Annotated in this window: 15 protein-coding genes; 7 read left to right on the top strand and 8 right to left on the bottom strand. The window is 61.5% G+C overall.

Annotated elements, in window-relative coordinates:
- Positions 1–14: 14 nt before the first annotated feature.
- From M1D99_RS07305 to M1D99_RS07280, 6 genes are all read left to right on the top strand, one after another.
- Positions 15–1,355 carry a sensor histidine kinase gene (locus M1D99_RS07305; RefSeq protein WP_186706298.1) on the top strand — a complete coding sequence of 447 codons (1,341 nt, stop codon included), beginning with the start codon at positions 15–17 and terminating at the stop codon, positions 1,353–1,355.
- A gap of 226 nt (positions 1,356–1,581) precedes the next feature.
- Complete coding sequence (locus M1D99_RS07300) at positions 1,582–3,009, top strand: di-heme oxidoreductase family protein (protein WP_434574549.1); 1,428 nt, start codon at positions 1,582–1,584, stop codon at positions 3,007–3,009.
- A 28-nt stretch (positions 3,010–3,037) separates the two neighbouring features.
- Complete coding sequence (locus M1D99_RS07295; protein ID WP_186706300.1) at positions 3,038–4,102, top strand: imelysin family protein; 1,065 nt, start codon at positions 3,038–3,040, stop codon at positions 4,100–4,102.
- Positions 4,103–4,104: 2 nt separating this feature from the next.
- Positions 4,105–5,202: a DUF1513 domain-containing protein gene (locus M1D99_RS07290; protein WP_434574548.1), complete on the top strand. Its 1,098-nt coding sequence runs from the start codon at positions 4,105–4,107 to the stop codon at positions 5,200–5,202.
- A gap of 155 nt (positions 5,203–5,357) precedes the next feature.
- Positions 5,358–6,506: an efflux RND transporter periplasmic adaptor subunit gene (locus M1D99_RS07285; RefSeq protein ID WP_434574547.1), complete on the top strand. Its 1,149-nt coding sequence runs from the start codon at positions 5,358–5,360 to the stop codon at positions 6,504–6,506.
- Positions 6,507–6,519: 13 nt separating this feature from the next.
- On the top strand, positions 6,520–9,546 hold the full coding sequence (locus M1D99_RS07280; RefSeq protein WP_434574546.1) for a multidrug efflux RND transporter permease subunit: 3,027 nt from the start codon (positions 6,520–6,522) through the stop codon (positions 9,544–9,546).
- A gap of 254 nt (positions 9,547–9,800) precedes the next feature.
- Here the strand turns inward: M1D99_RS07280 and M1D99_RS07275 are convergent, their stop codons facing one another.
- The 5 genes from M1D99_RS07275 to colR all read right to left on the bottom strand — a co-directional run bounded on the left by M1D99_RS07275 (position 9,801) and on the right by colR (position 13,479).
- The gene (locus tag M1D99_RS07275; protein ID WP_186706304.1) at positions 9,801–10,028 is read right to left on the bottom strand and encodes a hypothetical protein; all 228 of its coding nucleotides are present in this window, start codon (positions 10,026–10,028) and stop codon (positions 9,801–9,803) included.
- The gene (locus tag M1D99_RS07270) at positions 10,025–10,741 is read right to left on the bottom strand and encodes a lipopolysaccharide kinase InaA family protein (RefSeq protein WP_458131581.1); all 717 of its coding nucleotides are present in this window, start codon (positions 10,739–10,741) and stop codon (positions 10,025–10,027) included. The genes M1D99_RS07275 and M1D99_RS07270 overlap by 4 nt, the downstream gene beginning before the upstream one ends.
- Positions 10,742–10,745: 4 nt before the next feature.
- Positions 10,746–11,414: a class I SAM-dependent methyltransferase gene (locus tag M1D99_RS07265; RefSeq protein WP_458131580.1), complete on the bottom strand. Its 669-nt coding sequence runs from the start codon at positions 11,412–11,414 to the stop codon at positions 10,746–10,748.
- Positions 11,415–11,528: 114 nt separating this feature from the next.
- Positions 11,529–12,806, bottom strand: coding sequence for a sensor histidine kinase (locus M1D99_RS07260; protein WP_186706307.1), 1,278 nt, complete (start codon positions 12,804–12,806; stop codon positions 11,529–11,531).
- On the bottom strand, positions 12,796–13,479 hold the full coding sequence (colR, locus tag M1D99_RS07255) for a two-component system response regulator ColR (protein ID WP_024779529.1): 684 nt from the start codon (positions 13,477–13,479) through the stop codon (positions 12,796–12,798). The genes M1D99_RS07260 and colR overlap by 11 nt, the downstream gene beginning before the upstream one ends.
- A gap of 244 nt (positions 13,480–13,723) precedes the next feature.
- On the opposite strand from colR, the gene M1D99_RS07250 reads away from it, so the two are divergent.
- On the top strand, positions 13,724–14,467 hold the full coding sequence (locus M1D99_RS07250) for a phosphatase PAP2 family protein (RefSeq protein WP_434574543.1): 744 nt from the start codon (positions 13,724–13,726) through the stop codon (positions 14,465–14,467).
- Positions 14,468–14,680: 213 nt separating this feature from the next.
- Here M1D99_RS07250 and groL read toward each other — a convergent pair whose 3' ends face one another.
- The 3 genes from groL to M1D99_RS07235 all read right to left on the bottom strand — a co-directional run bounded on the left by groL (position 14,681) and on the right by M1D99_RS07235 (position 17,389).
- Entirely contained in the window at positions 14,681–16,324 is a 1,644-nt protein-coding gene (groL, locus tag M1D99_RS07245; protein WP_053124505.1) for a chaperonin GroEL, read from the bottom strand.
- Positions 16,325–16,374: 50 nt separating this feature from the next.
- Complete coding sequence (locus tag M1D99_RS07240) at positions 16,375–16,668, bottom strand: co-chaperone GroES (RefSeq protein ID WP_003204913.1); 294 nt, start codon at positions 16,666–16,668, stop codon at positions 16,375–16,377.
- A gap of 244 nt (positions 16,669–16,912) precedes the next feature.
- Positions 16,913–17,389, bottom strand: coding sequence for an FxsA family protein (locus M1D99_RS07235; RefSeq protein ID WP_434574542.1), 477 nt, complete (start codon positions 17,387–17,389; stop codon positions 16,913–16,915).
- Between the last annotated feature and the right edge of the window lie 61 nt (positions 17,390–17,450).

The following is a 17,450-nucleotide window of genomic DNA, read 5'->3' as shown; positions in this document are numbered from 1 at the left end:
TTCGAGGATTTATCGTGCGTTCATTGTTCTGGCGCATCCTGGCCAGTTTCTGGCTGGCCATCACTCTGGTTGCAGGACTTTCGATCCTGATGGGCCACATGCTGAACCAGGACGCCTGGATCCTCAGCCGCCACCCGGGACTCAATACCCTGCCCGAAGAGTGGACGCAGACCTACGAAACCCAAGGCGAGGACGCCGCCCAAGAAATTCTGAAACAGCGCAAGCGCCAGTATCACATTGACGTCCAGGTGTTCAACGAAAGCGGCGACCCGGTGGTGCGTGGCACTTTTCCCCATCGCGCCGCCGCCTTCGAGGCTCGGCAGAACAACGACGACCGCCGCCTGCCCTGGCGCCGGCTCACCGACGAGTTCACCAGCGCCAAAAGCGGCGACACCTACCTATTCATCTACCGCATCCCCCATCCCGAACTGGACGCCTGGCACCGCGGCAGTCTGCTCTGGCCCCTCAGTGCCCTGGGGATCGCGTTGGTGGTGCTAACCTTGTTCAGCCTGTTGGTGACGCTCTCCATCACTCGTCCGCTGAGTCGACTGCGCGGTGCGGTGCATGACCTGGGTCAAGCCACCTACCAGCAGAACAGCCTCGCCAAACTGGCCAACCGGCGGGATGAGTTCGGCGTACTGGCCACCGACTTCAACCGCATGGGCGCGCGTTTGCAAAGCCTGATCGCCAGCCAGCGGCAACTGCTACGGGACGTGTCCCACGAACTGCGCTCGCCCCTGGCCCGGCTGCGCATTGCCCTGGCATTGGCGGAACGGGCCAGCCCCGAGGAGCGTGAAAAGCTCTGGCCGCGCCTGACCCGTGAATGCGATCGCCTGGAGGCGTTGATCAGCGAAATCCTGGTCCTGGCCCGGGTCGATGCCGACAACGCCAGCGCCGAAGAAGTCGACCTCAACGCACTGCTGGTCACCCTGCAAAAAGATGCGCAACTGGCTTCACCGGAGCAAACCGTACAGCTTGAAGCCGAGGCGGACCTGACCCTCAAGGGTTGGCCGACCATGATCGAGCGAGCAGTGGACAACCTGCTGCGCAACGCCCAGCGCTTCAATCCGGCCGGGCAATCGATCGAGATGCACGCGCGGCGCCAAGGCGAACGGATCCTGGTCAGCGTGCGTGACCACGGGCCCGGGGTTGAGGCCGAACACCTCGGGCAATTGGCCGAGCCGTTCTACCGCGCCCCCGGCCAGACCGCCGCCGGCCATGGCCTGGGCCTGGCCATCGCACGCCGTGCCGCCGAACGCCATGGCGGTGCGCTGGTGCTGGGCAATCATCCCGAGGGTGGTTTCATTGCGACACTGGAGCTGCCGTTGGTGCCGGGAGCTGTCGTCCAGCCGTAACACCGAAAATGCATCCAACACTATCCCGTGGCGAGGGAGCTTGCTCCCGCTCGGCTGCGCAGCAACCGCAAAATCTTGGGGCTACTTCGTAGCCCAGCGGGAGCAAGCTCCCTCGCCACAGTGAATCAAGCGCGGTCCTATCAACCAAACGATAATTCCTCTTATTCAAACTGCCCCGCCCTGTTAGACTTTGCGCCCTCGTTTTCACTCATCCCCGGGACGCCCGATGCCGTCGTTGCCTCTTCGTTTATGTGCACTGTTCATGGCCCTGGGCCTGAGTGCCTGCGATGATGCCCCGCGTTTTACCCAGGCCGAACCGGGTGAAGCCCGTTCCGGTGGCGCCGCGACAGTCCGCAAGAGTGACCAGAACGCCTTTTCCCTGCCCTCGGCCAACCTGCCACCCTCGCGGCGCGTGGATTTCAGTGTCGGCAACAGTTTCTTCCGCAGCCCCTGGGTGATCGCCCCCTCGACCACCACCGCCCGGGACGGCCTCGGGCCCTTGTTCAATACCAACGCCTGCCAGAACTGTCACGTCAAGGACGGTCGCGGCCATCCGCCGGCGCCGGATGCGACCAGCGCGGTGTCGATGCTGGTGCGCCTGTCGATTCCCGACGCACCGGCCTACGCCAAGGTCATCGAGCAACTGGGCGTAGTGCCCGAGCCGGTCTATGGTGGGCAGTTGCAGGACATGTCGGTGCCCGGCGTCGCCCCCGAAGGCAAGGTACGGGTCGATTACACCCCGGTCCCGGTGCGCTTCAAGGACGGCACCGTCGTCGAATTACGCAAGCCAATCCTGCAGATCACCCAGTTGGGGTATGGCCCGATGCACCCCTACACGCTTTTTTCGGCCCGCGTGGCACCGCCGATGATCGGCCTGGGCCTGCTGGAAGCCATCCCCGACGAGGCGCTGCTGGCGAACGCCGAAGCCCAGGCGCGGGAGAACGACGGCATCGCCGGTCGGCCCAACCAGGTCTGGGACGATGAGCAGCAGAAAACCGTGCTGGGACGTTTCGGCTGGAAAGCCGGACAGCCCAACCTCAACCAACAGAACGTCCATGCGTTTTCCGGCGACATGGGCCTGACGACCAGCCTGCGGCCGCTCGACGACTGCACCGAGACCCAAGTCGACTGCAAGCGTGCGCCCAGCGGCAATGGCCCGGACGGCGAACCGGAAGTCAGCGACAACATCCTGCGCCTGGTGCTGTTCTACAGCCGCAACCTCGCGGTGCCGGCCCGTCGCGACGTGAATTCGTCCCAAGTGCTGGCAGGCAAGAATCTATTTTTCCAGGTCGGTTGCCAGTCCTGCCACACACCGAAATACACCACCGCCGCCAACGCCGCCGAGCCGGAACTGGCGAACCAGGTCATCCGCCCCTACAGCGACTTGCTGCTGCACGACATGGGCGAAGGCCTGGCCGACAACCGCAGCGAATTCAAGGCCAGCGGCCGCGACTGGCGAACCCCGCCGCTGTGGGGCATCGGCTTGACCGAAGCCGTCAACGGCCACACCCAGTTCCTGCATGACGGCCGTGCCCGCAACCTGCTCGAAGCCGTGCTGTGGCATGGCGGCGAAGCACAAGCGGCGCAGCGACAGGTTTTAGCGTTCAATGCCGAGCAGCGCGCTGCGTTGCTGGCCTTTCTGAATTCCCTTTAAATGCCTTTTCCAGAAATGGGAGCCTGACATGTTCCGTCCCAAATTGTTGTTCACCAGCCTCGCCGCCCTCGCCCTCGGCGCCTGCTCGCCCCAGGATCCGCAAGCCGTCACTTCGGCCGCCATCGCCAAGCAAGTGATCCTGCCGACCTACAGCCGCTGGGTCGAGGCCGACCGGCAACTGGCGACCAGCGCCCTGGCGTTCTGCCAAGGTAAAGAAAACCTGGAGACCGCCCGCGCCGACTTCCTCAAGGCGCAAAAAGCCTGGGCCGAATTGCAACCGCTGCTGATCGGGCCGCTGGCCGAGGGCAACCGCGCCTGGCAGGTGCAGTTCTGGCCGGACAAGAAAAACCTGGTGGGTCGTCAGGTCGAGCAATTGGTCAACAGCCAGCCACAGATCGACGCCGCAGGCCTGGCCAAGTCCAGCGTGGTCGTACAAGGGCTGTCGGCCTACGAATACCTGCTGTTCGACGCGAAAATCGACATGGCCGACAGCGCACAGAAAGCCAAGTACTGCCCGCTGCTCATCGCCATCGGCGAACGCCAGAAACAGCTGGCCGAAGAGATCCTGTCGGGCTGGAACAGCAACGACGGCATGCTCGCCCAGATGAGCAAGTTTCCCAACCAGCGCTACGCCGATTCCCACGAGGCCATCGCCGACCTGCTGCGTGTGCAGGTTACTGCCCTGGATACTTTGAAGAAAAAACTCGGCACGCCGATGGGCCGCCAGAGCAAAGGCGTACCTCAGCCATTCCAGGCCGATGCCTGGCGCAGCCAGTCGTCGTTGCAAGGGTTGGAAGCCAGCCTTAGCGCGGCCAGGACCGTCTGGGTCGGCGTGGACAACAAGGGCCTGCGCGGCCTGCTGCCGAGCGACCAGAAGCCATTGGCGGACAAGATCGACGCCGCCTACGATGCCTCGTTGAAACTGTTCGCCAGCAGCCAGCGCTCGCTGACCGAAATGCTCGGCGACGATGCCGGGCGCCAGCAACTCAACGATCTGTACGACAGCCTCAACGTTGTCCATCGCCTGCACGAAGGCGAACTGGCCAAGGCGCTGGGCATTCAACTGGGCTTCAATGCCAACGACGGTGACTGATCATGTTTCGACGTCAGGTCCTGGCACTGGGCAGCTTGCTGCTCGGCGCCGTCACCCTGGGCGGCTGGACGCTGTTCAAGCAAAAGGACAAGCAGCCACTCTTGCTTTCGGCACGGGACGATGGCGACGGCAAGCACTATGCCGTCGGCTATCGGCTGGACGGCACGCGGGTGTTTGCCACCCAGGTCGGCCAGCGCTGCCATGACATCATCAACCATCCGACGCAGCCGATTGCGCTGTTCGTCGCCCGTCGCCCGGGCACCGAAAGCTACCTGATCGACCTGCGCGACGGGACGCTGCTGCAAACCATCGCCTCGTTGCCGAACCGGCACTTCTACGGCCACGCGGTCATCCATAAAAGCGGCGAATGGCTGTATGCCACCGAGAACGACACCACCGATCCGGGACGCGGCCTGTTGGGCGTGTACCGTTTCGAAGGCGAGCGGCTGGTGCACAGCGGCGAAATCTCTACCCATGGCATCGGTCCTCACCAGGTGTCGTGGATGCCCGATGGCGAGACGCTGGTGGTCGCCAACGGCGGCATTCGCACCGAGGCCGAAAGCCGGGTCGAAATGAACCTCGACGCCATGGAGCCGAGTCTGGTGCTGATGCAACGCGATGGCACCCTGCTGAGCAAGGAAACCCTCGCCCAATCGATGAACAGCGTGCGCCACCTGGGCATCGCCAGCGACGGCACCATCGTCTCCGGCCAGCAGTTCATGGGCGCAGCCCACGAACCGTCGGAACTGGTGGCGATCAAACGGCCAGGACAACCGTTCCAGGCATTCCCCGTGCCCGCAGAGCAATTGCAGGCCATGGGGCACTACACCGCCAGCGTTGCCGTACACAGCGACTTGCGCCTGGTGGCCCTGACCGCCCCCCGCGGCAACCGCTTTTTCATCTGGGACCTGGACAGCGGCGAAGTGCGCCTGGACGCGCCCCTGCCGGACTGCGCTGGCGTGGGCGCGGTGGCCGACGGTTTTGTCGTGACGTCGGGCCAAGGCCGTTGTCGCTATTACGATTGTCGGCAGACACAACTGGTTGCAAAACCACTGGATCTGCCGGCAGGGCTCTGGGACAACCATTTGCATCTGGTCTGACGCAGGGGAGCGAAGCCGATCGGCGCCGAGCGCCCCTGCTTTTCGGAAAAGCCCCACGCACTACCGTCCCGCCAGCATCTGGAATAGCCCGCACACTCAGAGTAATGTGCCCGCCTATCCGTATTTTCTCTCGGCTCTTTCCAAGGAAGTGGAACATGCTGCGACGCCGCATGCTGATCATGTTGGGTGTTGTGCTGCTGGTGGTGCTGTTGCTCGCCGGCTACAAGGCCTTCTCCGTTTACCAGCAGATCCAGACGTTTTCTGCCCCCAAACCACCGGTCAGCGTCGCCGTGGCCACAGCGGCCCAGCAACCCTGGCAGGCCCGCCTACCCACCGTTGGCAGTCTCAAGGCGCTGCAAGGCGTGGACCTGAGCCTGGAAATCGCCGGGACCGTGCAGAAGGTGCAATTCCAGTCTGGACAGAAGATCAAGGCCGGCCAGCCGCTCCTGCAACTGGACAGCGAAGTCGAAAACGCCCTGCTGGAAACCGCCGAGGCCGATCTTGGCCTGTCGCAACTGGATTTTGGTCGTGGCCGACAACTGGTGGGCAGCCAGGCGATCTCCAAGGGCGAATTCGACCGGCTCTCGGCGCAACTGAAGAAAAACCAGGCCACGGTCAACCAGCTCAAGGCTTCGCTGGCCAAGAAACACATCCTGGCGCCGTTCAGCGGCACCATCGGCATTCGCCAGGTGGATGTCGGCGACTACCTGGCCAGTGGCACGGTGATCGCCACCCTGCAGGACCTCAGCAGCCTGTACGTGGACTTCTACGTCCCTGAGCAAAGCGTGCCCCGGCTCGCCGTGGCACAGCCGGTCAATGTCAGCGTCTCGGCCTACCCCGGGCAGACCTTCGTCGGCACCATCAGCGCGATCAACCCCAAGGTCGAGGACAGCACCCGCAACGTTCTGGTGCGCGCCACCCTGGCCAACCCCGACGGCAAACTGCTGCCCGGCATGTTCGCCAACCTGCAGGTGATCCTGCCGGACGTCGCCGCCGGGATCGTCGTCCCGGAAAGCGCCGTGACCTACACCCTCTACGGCAATTCCATGTACGTGGTGACGCAAAAGAAAGCCGCCGACGGCACTGTCGAGAAAGACGACAAGGGCCAGCCGGTCCTGATCGCCGAACGGCGTTTCGTTGCAACCGGTGAGCGACGCGACGGGCAGGTACTGGTGTCCAAAGGCGTGCAGAGCGGCGAACAAGTCGTGATCGCCGGCCAACTCAAGCTCGATAACGGTACGCCGATCGCCATCAGCGACGACAAGACCCTGACCGAACAGAACAGCCCGCCGCGCGCGGACTGATCAAGGAACCCCCATGGCTTTTACCGATCCGTTCATCCGCCGCCCGGTGCTTGCCACCGTGGTCAGCCTGTTGATCGTGCTGCTGGGCTTCCAGGCCTGGAGCAAGCTGCCCCTGCGTCAGTATCCACAAATGGAAAACGCCCTGATCACGGTAACCACCGCCTACCCCGGGGCCAACGCCGAGACCATCCAGGGCTACATCACCCAACCGATGCAACAGAGCCTGGCCAGTGCCGAGGGCATCGACTACATGACCTCGGTCAGTCGCCAGAATTTCTCGGTGATCTCGGTCTATGCCCGCATCGGCTCCAACAGCGACCGGCTCTTTACCGAACTGCTGGCCAAGGCCAACGAGGTCAAGAACCAACTGCCCCAGGACGCCGAGGACCCGGTCCTCAGCCGCGAGGCCGCCGATGCCTCGGCACTGATGTACATCAGCTTCTTCAGCAAGGAACTGAACAACCCGCAGATCACCGACTACCTGTCCCGGGTGATCCAGCCCAAGCTGGCGACACTGCCCGGCATGGCCGAGGCGGAGATCCTCGGCAACCAGGTCTTTGCCATGCGCCTGTGGCTGGACCCGATCAAGCTCGCAGGCTTCGGCCTGACGGCCGCCGACGTGACCAATGCCGTGCGCCAGCACAACTTCCTCTCCGCCGCCGGTGAAGTGAAAGGCGAATACGTCGTCACCAGCATCAACGCCAACACCGAGCTCAAGTCCGCCGAGGACTTCGCCGCGATCCCGCTCAAGACCGAGGGCGACAGCCGTGTATTGTTGCGGGACGTCGCCCGCGTGGAAATGGGCGCAGAGAACTACGACAGCATCAGTTCCTTTGGCGGCACGCCCTCGGTGTACATCGGGATCAAGGCCACGCCGGGTGCGAACCCGCTGGATGTGATCAAGGAAGTGCGCAAGATCATGCCGGAGATGGAGGCCCAGCTCCCGACCAATCTCAAGGCCGAGATCGCCTACGACGCCACCCTGTTCATCCAGGCGTCCATCGACGAGGTGGTGAAAACCCTGTTCGAGGCAGTGCTGATCGTCATCGTCGTGGTGTTCCTGTTCCTCGGCGCCTTGCGCTCGGTGGTCATCCCGGTGGTGACCATCCCCTTGTCGATGATCGGCGTGATGTTCTTCATGCAGTTGATGGGCTATTCGATGAACCTCCTGACGCTGCTGGCCATGGTGCTCGCCATCGGCCTGGTGGTGGACGATGCCATCGTGGTGGTGGAAAACATCCACCGGCACATCGAGGAAGGCAAGACCCCGTTCGACGCTGCGATAGAAGGTGCCCGGGAAATCGCCATGCCGGTGGTCTCGATGACCATCACCCTGGCGGCGGTGTATGCACCGATAGGCCTGCTCGAGGGCCTGACGGGCGCCTTGTTCAAGGAGTTCGCCTTGACCCTGGCCGGGGCGGTGGTGATCTCCGGGATCGTCGCCCTGACCCTGTCGCCGATGATGTGCGCCCTGCTCCTGCGCCACGACGAGAATCCCTCGGGCCTGGCCCATCGGCTGGATAGGCTTTTCGAACGCTTGAAGAGCCGTTACCAGCGCATGCTCCATGGCACGCTCAACACCCGGCCGGTGGTGCTGGTGTTCGCGGCGATCGTGCTGCTGCTGATCCCGGTGCTGGTCATGTTCAGCAAGTCCGAACTGGCCCCCGACGAGGACCAGGGCATCATCTTCATGATGGCCAACGCCCCGCAGCCCACCAACCTCGACTACCTGAACACGTATACCGATCACTTCATCACCATTTTCAAGGAGTTCCCGGAGTACTACTCCTCGTTCCAGATCAATGGTTATGACGGTGTGCAGTCGGGCATCGGCGGCTTCCTGCTCAAGCCTTGGAACGAACGCAGCCGCACCCAGATGGAAATCCTGCCAGAGGTCCAGGCCAGGCTGGAAAGCGTGCCTGGCCTGCAGATCTTCGGTTTCAACCTGCCCTCGCTGCCGGGCACTGGCGAAGGCTTGCCGTTCGCGTTCGTCATCAACTCCCCGAAAGACTATGCAACGTTGCTGGAGGTTGCCGACCGGGTCAAAAAGCGTGCATTGGAATCCGGCAAGTTCGCTTTCATGGACATTGACCTGGCGTTCGACAAGCCAGAAGTCGTGGTGGATATCGATCGCGCCAAGGCCGCCCAGATGGGTGTATCCATGGAGGACTTGGGCGGCACCTTGGCGACACTGCTGGGCGAATCCGAGATCAACCGCTTCACCCTCGAGGGCCGCAGCTACAAAGTCATTGCCCAAGTCGAACGGCCGTTCCGGGACAACCCGGACTGGTTGAACAGCTATTACGTGAAAAATGCCCAGGGTGAATCGCTACCGCTGTCGACCCTGATCAAAGTCAGCGACCGGGCGCGACCGCGACAGCTGAACCAGTTCCAGCAGCTCAATGCGGTGACGATTTCAGGCTTCCCCATCGTGAGCATGGGCGAGGCCATCGAGACCATCCGCCAGATCGCCCGGGAAGAAGCGCCGGTGGGGTTCGCCTTCGATTACGCAGGAGCTTCGCGCCAATTCGTACAGGAAGGCAGCGCGTTGTGGGTAACCTTTGCCCTGGCCCTGGCGATTATTTTCCTGGTGCTGGCCGCGCAGTTCGAAAGCTTCCGCGACCCACTGGTGATCCTGGTGACTGTACCGTTGTCCATTTGCGGTGCCCTGATTCCGCTGTTCCTCGGTTGGTCGAGCATGAACATCTACACCCAGGTGGGCCTGGTGACGCTGATCGGGCTGATCAGCAAGCACGGGATCCTGATCGTCGAGTTCGCCAACCAACTGCGCAGGGAACAACATCTGACGCCGCGAGAAGCAATAGAACAAGCCGCGTCGATCCGCCTGCGGCCGGTGTTAATGACGACTGCGGCGATGGTGTTCGGCATGGTACCGCTCATTTTCGCCACAGGCGCCGGGGCAGTCAGCCGCTTCGACATCGGCATGGTGATCGCCACCGGCATGTCGATTGGGACCCTGTTCACGCTGTTCGTCTTGCCTTGCATCTACACGCTGCTGGCCAAGCCGGACAAGGCCTGAGGACTGTTCAAGCAAACTCACGCGGATACGGGATGTTTTTGTGGCGAGGGAGCTTGCTCCCGCTCGGCTGCGAAGCAGTCGTCATTGAATGACCGCTGCCAGACCCTGAACCGATGGGGACCGCTTCGCGGTCCAGCGGGAGCAAGCTCCCTCGCCACGGGTTGTGTATTTGGCTGAAGGTTTGTGGTGGCATTGGAAAAACCAAAAAATAAAGGCCTCACACAAGGGAGGCCTTTATCTTGGTTTCGGGACTTTCAACTTTGCGGCCTCATCCCTTGGGACAGGCTGAACATGAACAGCAGCAGGTCATTGTCCGGTTGGATCGCCTCGCTGGCCTTTGCCACCCGTGGCAAAGGACAATGTGTACCAGCATTCGAAACGCTGAGGACCTGCGAGCGTGGCTGTTCCCATACCGCCACCGCCATCGATGCAACTCCCAAGGCTCCTACTAAAAACAAACCTCTAGCAATTTCGAGTTTCATTGCCATAAACCTTTGATAGCGCTGCCAAACGCCGCCTCATAAAAATAGACGACTTTTTTCCAGTCAGCCTCGCTGAACGACGAATGGCGCCGCAGTTGCCTCAGGTCATGGAAGGCCGCCTGCCGGGCAGTCAGGCGCTGGCGAGATTTTTCCAGATCCAGCAGGGCGACTTCAGCCTTCGCCGCTTCGCCCTCGCCTGTCACACGTACAAAGACATGCTTGATGTAGAGGCAGCCATGTTGCCAGCGGCCCTTGTGCATGCGGGCCAGGTTCTCAGCCAGGCCCTGGAGGATCTGGTCATGCACCGCTTCGCCATGGCGCTCACGTCCGCCTCCGGCGTACCAGTGCTTGATCTGCTCGAAACCTTCCAAGGCATGAGTCACCAGCAGCGCCCGCCACTTGCAGGCCGGGTCGCGCTGGGCGCCGCAAAAAATCAGCTCGGGCACACGGACATCCAGGCGGCTCAAGGCCAGCAACGCGTCCTGCTCTCGCAGCACGGTCGGACGACCGAGGGGGTACAACCAACTGCGATAAATATGTCCGGTTTGACGCTTGGCATACAACAACTCGCCATCGTTGCTGCTGATCCGCTGCACGCCGCTTTCACCACCACGCCGCACATTGGGTTCTTCCACCCACTCGCCTTGCTGGTTCCAGAAGTGTTCGAAGCTGCTGCGGGAAATGCCGGGTGTCTCTACGGCCTGCACAACCATGCTGTTACCCCTTGCGTAATACATAGACTCGCCACATGGCATAAAGCGGTAGGAAATCCAGCCGTTCCTGAATGCGAAACCCAGCCTGTCGAAACTCCTTCTCTGCTGTATCCGTCGGTAACACAAATCGATTCTGGTAGTCTTTCTGCCCACGGGTGCGTTCCAGGCGCTTGCGTTTCCAGGCCTTGAAATTGCCATCGACCCACAATGAAACGATCACGCTGTCACGGCTGACACGCTCGAATTCCTTCAGGATTGCCAATCGATGCGCGGGTTCGCCGATGTGGTGCAGCAAGCGCATGCAAAAAATGCTATCGACGGCGTTATCAGGCAAGGCGATGTCGAACGCAGAAGTGTGCAAAGGCCGTACCCGTTTTACGACGTCGCTCGGTTGAGCGTCCAATGCGGTATTGAGCATGGCCTCGGAATTGTCCGCACCGATGATGATCCGGTTCGGTTTTTCCGCCAACAAGGGCCAGAAACGCCCGGCACCGCACGGCAAGTCCAGGACCAGGCCGGGGTCACCGACGAGTGCCAATGCGCGCCGGGCCAATTGCTGGTCTCGCTGATTGGAAAGACGACGACTCAAACCAGTGCGATGTTTATGAAAATATTCCCTGGCGTGCTGCTCGTTGTACTTTTCGGAAAAAGCCAACTTGATGGGCTTGGACATTGGCGGCGCCTCGATGACTGATCGGCCCCACCTTATGAATCGGGATGTCATGTACTTGTGAAAATAAAGTCAGGTAAACCTTCCAATGTTTACAAGACTTTTCAACACAGTCGCTCAGCCCTTTGGATTCAATTCCACTTCGAAATGGCAACCGTTGGGTTCCATCGTGCTGAGGCTGACTGTCCAGCCTCGGTTCTCGCAAATGCGCTGCACCAGGGATAACCCCAGCCCCAGGCCCTCGCCGCGCTTTTCGTTACCACGCACGAAGGGCTCGAACATCGCCTCGCGTTTTTCCTCGGGAATGCCCACACCGCTGTCCTCAACCATGAATCCGGTGCTGGTCAGCGACAGACGGATGAACCCCTGGTCGGTGTAGTGCAGGGCATTGCGCAGCAGGTTGCCCATCACCGCCGTCAGGAACGTGGCGTTATACAGGGTGTCGACGGTTTGCCCGGGTTCGAAGATCAGCGTCAGGCCCTTGGATTCGATGGGCGCGCGCCATACGCCGAGGAGGTTCTCGGCCACCTGCCCCAGGGTCAGACGAGGCGACATGCCGTTGTCTTCGCGTTCGGACCTGGCGAGCATCAGGAAAGTTTGCACCAGTTCGCGCATCTCTTCGCTGGCCCGGCTGATGCGCTCGACCTGGGTACGACCGCGCGGATCCAGCGCCGGGTTTTCCAGCAGCAGTTCACAGGAGGTCGCCAGAACCATCAGCGGCGTACGCAATTCGTGGCTGACGTCGCTGGTAAACAAGCGCTCGCGGGTCAGGGCCTGGCGCAAGCGCCCCAGTGTGGCATCGAACGCCACGGCCAACTCACCCACCTCATCGGCGGCATAGTCCGGGGCCAGCGGCGGAGCGAGACCGAGGAGTTGGTCGCGATGGCGGACTTGCCGGGCCAGGCGAACCACAGGCGCCATCACCCGGCGTGCCAGGACCCAACCCAAAAATACCGCCAACGCCAGGCTGAGCACGAAACCCACCAGGACCACGGCAAACAGCACCCGCTCGCGCTCCTCGAAATCGCTCTGGTCTTGCAGCAACACGTAGTGCCGACCATCCACGATCTCGACCATGGCGTGATAGGACAATTGCTCGCGAAACACTTCGTGGAAACCACGCTCCAGATGGCGCAGGTCCCTGGGTAATTCGAAGTCCCCCGGACCGCCGCTGAAATAGAACAGTTGGTCGGGTTCCGGCCGATGGTTCCAGTCCGAGACGCTGTCCATCAGCAACAGGCGTTGCAGGTCGCCACCCAGCCCGGCGGAAATCAGCTTTTCTTCGACCAAATGAACCGTCGCCACGATGCCCATGGCGAACGCGCCGGCCACCAATGCGCTCATCAGCGCAAACGCGATGATGATCCGTTGGGCAAGGCTCTGCTTAAACTCCATCGCGGCCCTCGGCCAGGCGATAGCCGACGCCGTGCACGGTATGCAGCAGCGGTTTTTCGAACGGTTTGTCGATCACTTGGCGCAGTTGATGGACGTGGCTGCGCAAGCTGTCGCTGTCTGGGCAATCGTCGCCCCACAACGCTTCTTCGAGGATTTCGCGGCGCAATACGTGGGGGCTTTTTTGCATCAGCACTGCCAGGAGTTTCAGGCCCACGGGGTTGAGCTTGAGTAGCTTGCCTTCGCGCGTCACTTCAAGGGTATCGAGGTCGTAGCTCAGGTCGCCGACCTGCAAGGCCCGCCGGCCACCACCCTGGGCGCGACGCATGACGGCTTCGATCCGCGCCGCCAGTTCCGACAAGGCGAACGGTTTGATCAGGTAGTCATCGGCGCCGGACTTGAAGCCCTGCAGGCGATCGTCCAACTGATCCCGGGCAGTGAGCATGATCACCGGCGTATCGCGCCGGGCGTCCTCGCGCAGGCGCTTGCACAAGGTGTAGCCATCGATGCCCGGCAGCATGATATCGAGCACGATCAGGTCGTAGTGTTCGGTCGCCGCCAGGTGCAACCCCGACAAACCGTCCTGGGCACAATCGACGGTATAGCCCTTGAGCCCCAGGTAATCGGCCAGGTTGGCCAGGATGTCGCGGTTGTCTTCGACCAATAGAATTCGCATGGGCACCTCTGCGTGCACGGTTAACGGCTGGCTTGGCCCGCGCAGCTTACGGCCAAGCGTGGCTCACGGCTAGGGTTGTGTCCGCCATAGCAGCGCATGCCCCCCCTGTGGGAGCGGGCTTGCTCCCACAGGGGCCGCGCCGACAGTCATTGACGAGTTTTTCACCCAACCTTCACACCGCCCGAACGCAACACGGACCAGACTGCGCGACACGCTGAAAACGAAAACTCCCAAAGGTACTGCCATGGTTCCCACCGCCATCCGCCCCGCATCCAGGCCGCTGAATTTATGGGTCGCCCTGGGCCTGCCTGCCGTCGTAGCAGCCATCCTGGTGTTGCTGGAACTGACCACCCTGGACATGGACCTCGCCAAGTTGTTTTACGATCCGACAGCGGGTGGGTTTATCGGTCGGCACAGCTTTTTCCTCGAGGATATCCTGCACGATCGAGCCAAGGAGGTAGTGATCGCGTTTTCCCTGCTGGCGGTCATGGGGTTTATCGGTACGTTTTTCATCACCCGGCTCAAACCCTTCAAGCGGGAACTGGGCTGTCTGGTGCTGTCCCTGGCACTGGCGACGTCCTTCGTCACGCCGATGAAAGCGGTGACGGCGGTGCAATGCCCCTGGAGCCTGAAAGAGTTCGGCGGCAAGGAGACCTACAGTGAGCTGCTCAGCCCACGCCCGGCCACGGACAAACCCGGTCGATGCTGGCCCGGCGGTCACGCCGCCACCGGGTTCACGCTGTTTGCGCTGTTCTTCGTCCTGCGCGATCGCCGCCCGCGCCTGGCCCGCCAGGCCTTGGTGCTCACCTTCACCCTGGGCACGGTGTTTTCCCTGGGGCGGATGATGCAAGGGGCGCATTTCTTTTCCCACAACGTGTGGACGGCGGTGTTCTGTTGGTTGATTTGCCTGGGGTGTTACTACTACATCCTGTACCGACCGGCCGCCATGGCTGATCGCATAGCGCTGAGCCAACCCGCCAACGCCTGAATACGCACCGGACAACCCCTGTGGGAGCAAAGCTTGCTCGCGATCGCAATGGCAGCTTCAGTATCCTGGCAAGCTGACCCACCGCCATCGCGAGCAAGCTTTGCTCCCACAGAGACAGCTGTGGCCCAGTCCAATGCGGGATTGAATCCAAGGCAATAAAAAACCCCGCCGGCTTTCGCAGGCGGGGTTTTTCGCTACAGGGGTAAGGCTGGCTTACATCATGCCGCCCATGCCACCCATGCCGCCCATGTCTGGCATACCGCCGCCAGCTGGAGCGTCTTCCTTGATTTCAGCGATCATCGCCTCGGTGGTGATCATCAGGCTGGCAATCGACGAAGCCGCTTGCAGAGCCGAACGAGTCACTTTGGCTGGGTCCAGGATACCCATTTCGATCATGTCGCCGTATTCGCCGGTCGCAGCGTTGTAACCGTAGTTACCCGAACCCTGCTTGACCTTGTCGACCACAACGCTTGGCTCGTCGCCGGAGTTGGCAACGATCTGGCGCAGCGGCGCTTCTACAGCGCGACGCAGCAACTGGATGCCCACGTTCTGGTCGTCGTTGTCGCCTTTGAGCTCGGAGATAGCCTGCAGAGCGCGAACCAGTGCCACGCCACCGCCAGGTACCACGCCTTCTTCGACGGCTGCGCGGGTCGCGTGCAGGGCGTCTTCAACGCGGGCTTTCTTCTCTTTCATTTCAACTTCGGAGCCGGCGCCAACCTTGATCACCGCAACGCCGCCGGACAGCTTGGCCAGACGCTCTTGCAGTTTTTCACGGTCGTAGTCGGACGAAGTCTCGGCCACTTGGGCGCGGATCTGGGTCACGCGAGCCTGGATGTCAGCCTCGACGCCGGCACCGTCGATCACGGTGGTGTTTTCCTTGGACAGGATCACGCGCTTGGCGTTACCCAGGTGTTCCAGGGTGGTGCTTTCCAGGCTCAGGCCGATCTCTTCGGAGATAACGGTACCGCCGGTCAGTACGGCGATGTCCTGCAGCATGGCCTTGCGACGATCGCCGAAGCCTGGCGCCTTGACGGCTGCGACTTTAACGATACCGCGCATGTTGTTCACGACCAGGGTCGCCAGGGCTTCGCCTTCGACGTCTTCAGCCACGATCAGCAGTGGGCGGCCGGCTTTGGCAACGGCTTCCAGCACTGGCAGCATTTCGCGGATGTTGGAGATCTTCTTGTCCACCAGCAGGATCAGCGGGCCGTCGAGCTCGGCGGTCATGGTGTCCGGCTTGTTGACGAAGTACGGGGACAGGTAGCCACGGTCGAACTGCATGCCTTCTACGACCGACAGTTCGTTTTCCAGGCCCGAGCCTTCTTCAACGGTGATCACGCCTTCCTTGCCGACTTTTTCCATGGCTTCGGCAATGATGTCGCCGATGGAGTTGTCGGAGTTGGCGGAGATGGTGCCGACCTGAGCGATCGCCTTGGTGTCAGCGCATGGCTTGGACAGGGCTTTGAGCTCTTTGACAATGGCGATGGTCGCCTTGTCGATGCCGCGCTTGAGGTCCATCGGGTTCATGCCGGCAGCGACGGCTTTCAGGCCTTCGTTGACGATCGACTGAGCCAGTACGGTCGCGGTGGTGGTGCCGTCACCGGCGTCGTCGTTGGCACGGGAGGCAACGTCTTTGACCAGTTGCGCGCCCATGTTTTCGAAACGGTCTTTCAGTTCGATTTCTTTGGCTACGGAAACGCCGTCCTTGGTGATGGTCGGAGCGCCGAAGCTCTTCTCGATGATCACGTTACGGCCTTTCGGGCCCAGGGTCGCTTTTACTGCGTCAGCCAGGACGTTGACACCGGCGAGCATTTTCTTGCGGGCGGAATCGCCGAATTTAACTTCTTTAGCAGCCATGATCGATATTCCTTAAATACTTTGTAGTAACGGGAAAATGGGCGGGGGAATCAGCCTTCGAGAACAGCGAGGATTTCGTTCTCGCTCATTACCAGCAGGTCTTCGCCGTCGACTTTCACTGTGTTGCTGCCGGAGTAAGGGCCGAACACAACCTTGTCACCCACTTTCACGGCCAGCGCACGTACTTCACCGTTTTCCAGTGCCTTGCCTGGACCTACAGCGAGAACTTCACCGTGGTTGGCTTTTTCAGCAGCCGAACCTGGCAGGACGATACCGCCAGCGGTTTTCTTCTCTTCTTCGCTGCGACGGATGACGACGCGGTCATGCAGAGGACGAAGCTTCATTGTCGATCTCTCCTAATTTTTGGTTTTCATCGGCCGGTGTAGTCCCGGCGGGTTTAACAAAGCCGGCAGAGCCGGTTGCGGTTCGTCAGTCGAACCGCGGAAGTCTGTCCGGTGTCGCCACCGGAAACCTTGCGGTGACCGTTACATAAGGGCGTACAAGTGGATTACAAGGGCGCAAGCAGAAAATTTTTTACTTCACGCAGCCAAAACGAACACGGCGCCCGAAGGCGCCGTGGAGAAAGTTTTACTTGGAATCCCGGTGTTCGAATTCACCTTCGATCACGTTGGGCTCACGACCCACGGGCTCGCGCGGAGCCGGCCCGCCGCGGGGCTGGAGGTCATCAGCGAAGGCCCGTTGGCGCATCGCCTGCTCCTCGGCGCGCTGGCGCATTTTATTGGCCAGCAACCGACGGGTGAACGGCAACAGCATGACTAGGCCCAGCACGTCGCTGATGAAGCCTGGCAGGATCAACAGGCCGCCACCCAAGGCCAGCATCAGGCCTTCGAGCATGGTCTGGGCGGGCAGCTCGCCACGGGTCAGGCTTTCACGGGCACGCAGCGCCGTGGCGAGACCGGCAATGCGCAGCACGAACACGCCGAGCATCGAGCCGAGAATGACCAGCAGCAGCGCCGGGAAAAACCCGATCGCACCGCTGACCTTGACGAATACGAACAGCTCCAACACCGGGAACAGCAGAAAGAGCAACAAAAAAGGGCGCATCAAAGGGTTCCTCTACGCAAGAATGCCTTGCTATGAAAACCTAAATGACGTCGACCTTTCG

The organism is Pseudomonas sp. R3-41 (genome assembly GCF_054161485.1).
The sequence above is the reverse complement of the archived record's forward strand: the minus strand, read 5'-3'. Positions and strand labels throughout refer to the sequence as shown.

What these genes read in the sequence shown, in the direction of transcription:
- M1D99_RS07300 (WP_434574549.1), top strand. Translation starts at nt 1,582, where the DNA reads ATGCCGTCGTTGCCTCTTCGTTTATGTGCACTGTTCATGGCCCTGGGC.
- M1D99_RS07295 (WP_186706300.1), top strand. Translation starts at nt 3,038, where the DNA reads ATGTTCCGTCCCAAATTGTTGTTCACCAGCCTCGCCGCCCTCGCCCTC.
- M1D99_RS07290 (WP_434574548.1), top strand. Translation starts at nt 4,105, where the DNA reads ATGTTTCGACGTCAGGTCCTGGCACTGGGCAGCTTGCTGCTCGGCGCC.
- M1D99_RS07285 (WP_434574547.1), top strand. Translation starts at nt 5,358, where the DNA reads ATGCTGCGACGCCGCATGCTGATCATGTTGGGTGTTGTGCTGCTGGTG.
- M1D99_RS07280 (WP_434574546.1), top strand. Translation starts at nt 6,520, where the DNA reads ATGGCTTTTACCGATCCGTTCATCCGCCGCCCGGTGCTTGCCACCGTG.
- M1D99_RS07275 (WP_186706304.1), bottom strand. Translation starts at nt 10,028, where the DNA reads ATGAAACTCGAAATTGCTAGAGGTTTGTTTTTAGTAGGAGCCTTGGGA.
- M1D99_RS07270 (WP_458131581.1), bottom strand. Translation starts at nt 10,741, where the DNA reads ATGGTTGTGCAGGCCGTAGAGACACCCGGCATTTCCCGCAGCAGCTTC.
- M1D99_RS07265 (WP_458131580.1), bottom strand. Translation starts at nt 11,414, where the DNA reads ATGTCCAAGCCCATCAAGTTGGCTTTTTCCGAAAAGTACAACGAGCAG.
- M1D99_RS07260 (WP_186706307.1), bottom strand. Translation starts at nt 12,806, where the DNA reads ATGGAGTTTAAGCAGAGCCTTGCCCAACGGATCATCATCGCGTTTGCG.
- colR (WP_024779529.1), bottom strand. Translation starts at nt 13,479, where the DNA reads ATGCGAATTCTATTGGTCGAAGACAACCGCGACATCCTGGCCAACCTG.
- M1D99_RS07250 (WP_434574543.1), top strand. Translation starts at nt 13,724, where the DNA reads ATGGTTCCCACCGCCATCCGCCCCGCATCCAGGCCGCTGAATTTATGG.
- groL (WP_053124505.1), bottom strand. Translation starts at nt 16,324, where the DNA reads ATGGCTGCTAAAGAAGTTAAATTCGGCGATTCCGCCCGCAAGAAAATG.
- M1D99_RS07240 (WP_003204913.1), bottom strand. Translation starts at nt 16,668, where the DNA reads ATGAAGCTTCGTCCTCTGCATGACCGCGTCGTCATCCGTCGCAGCGAA.
- M1D99_RS07235 (WP_434574542.1), bottom strand. Translation starts at nt 17,389, where the DNA reads ATGCGCCCTTTTTTGTTGCTCTTTCTGCTGTTCCCGGTGTTGGAGCTG.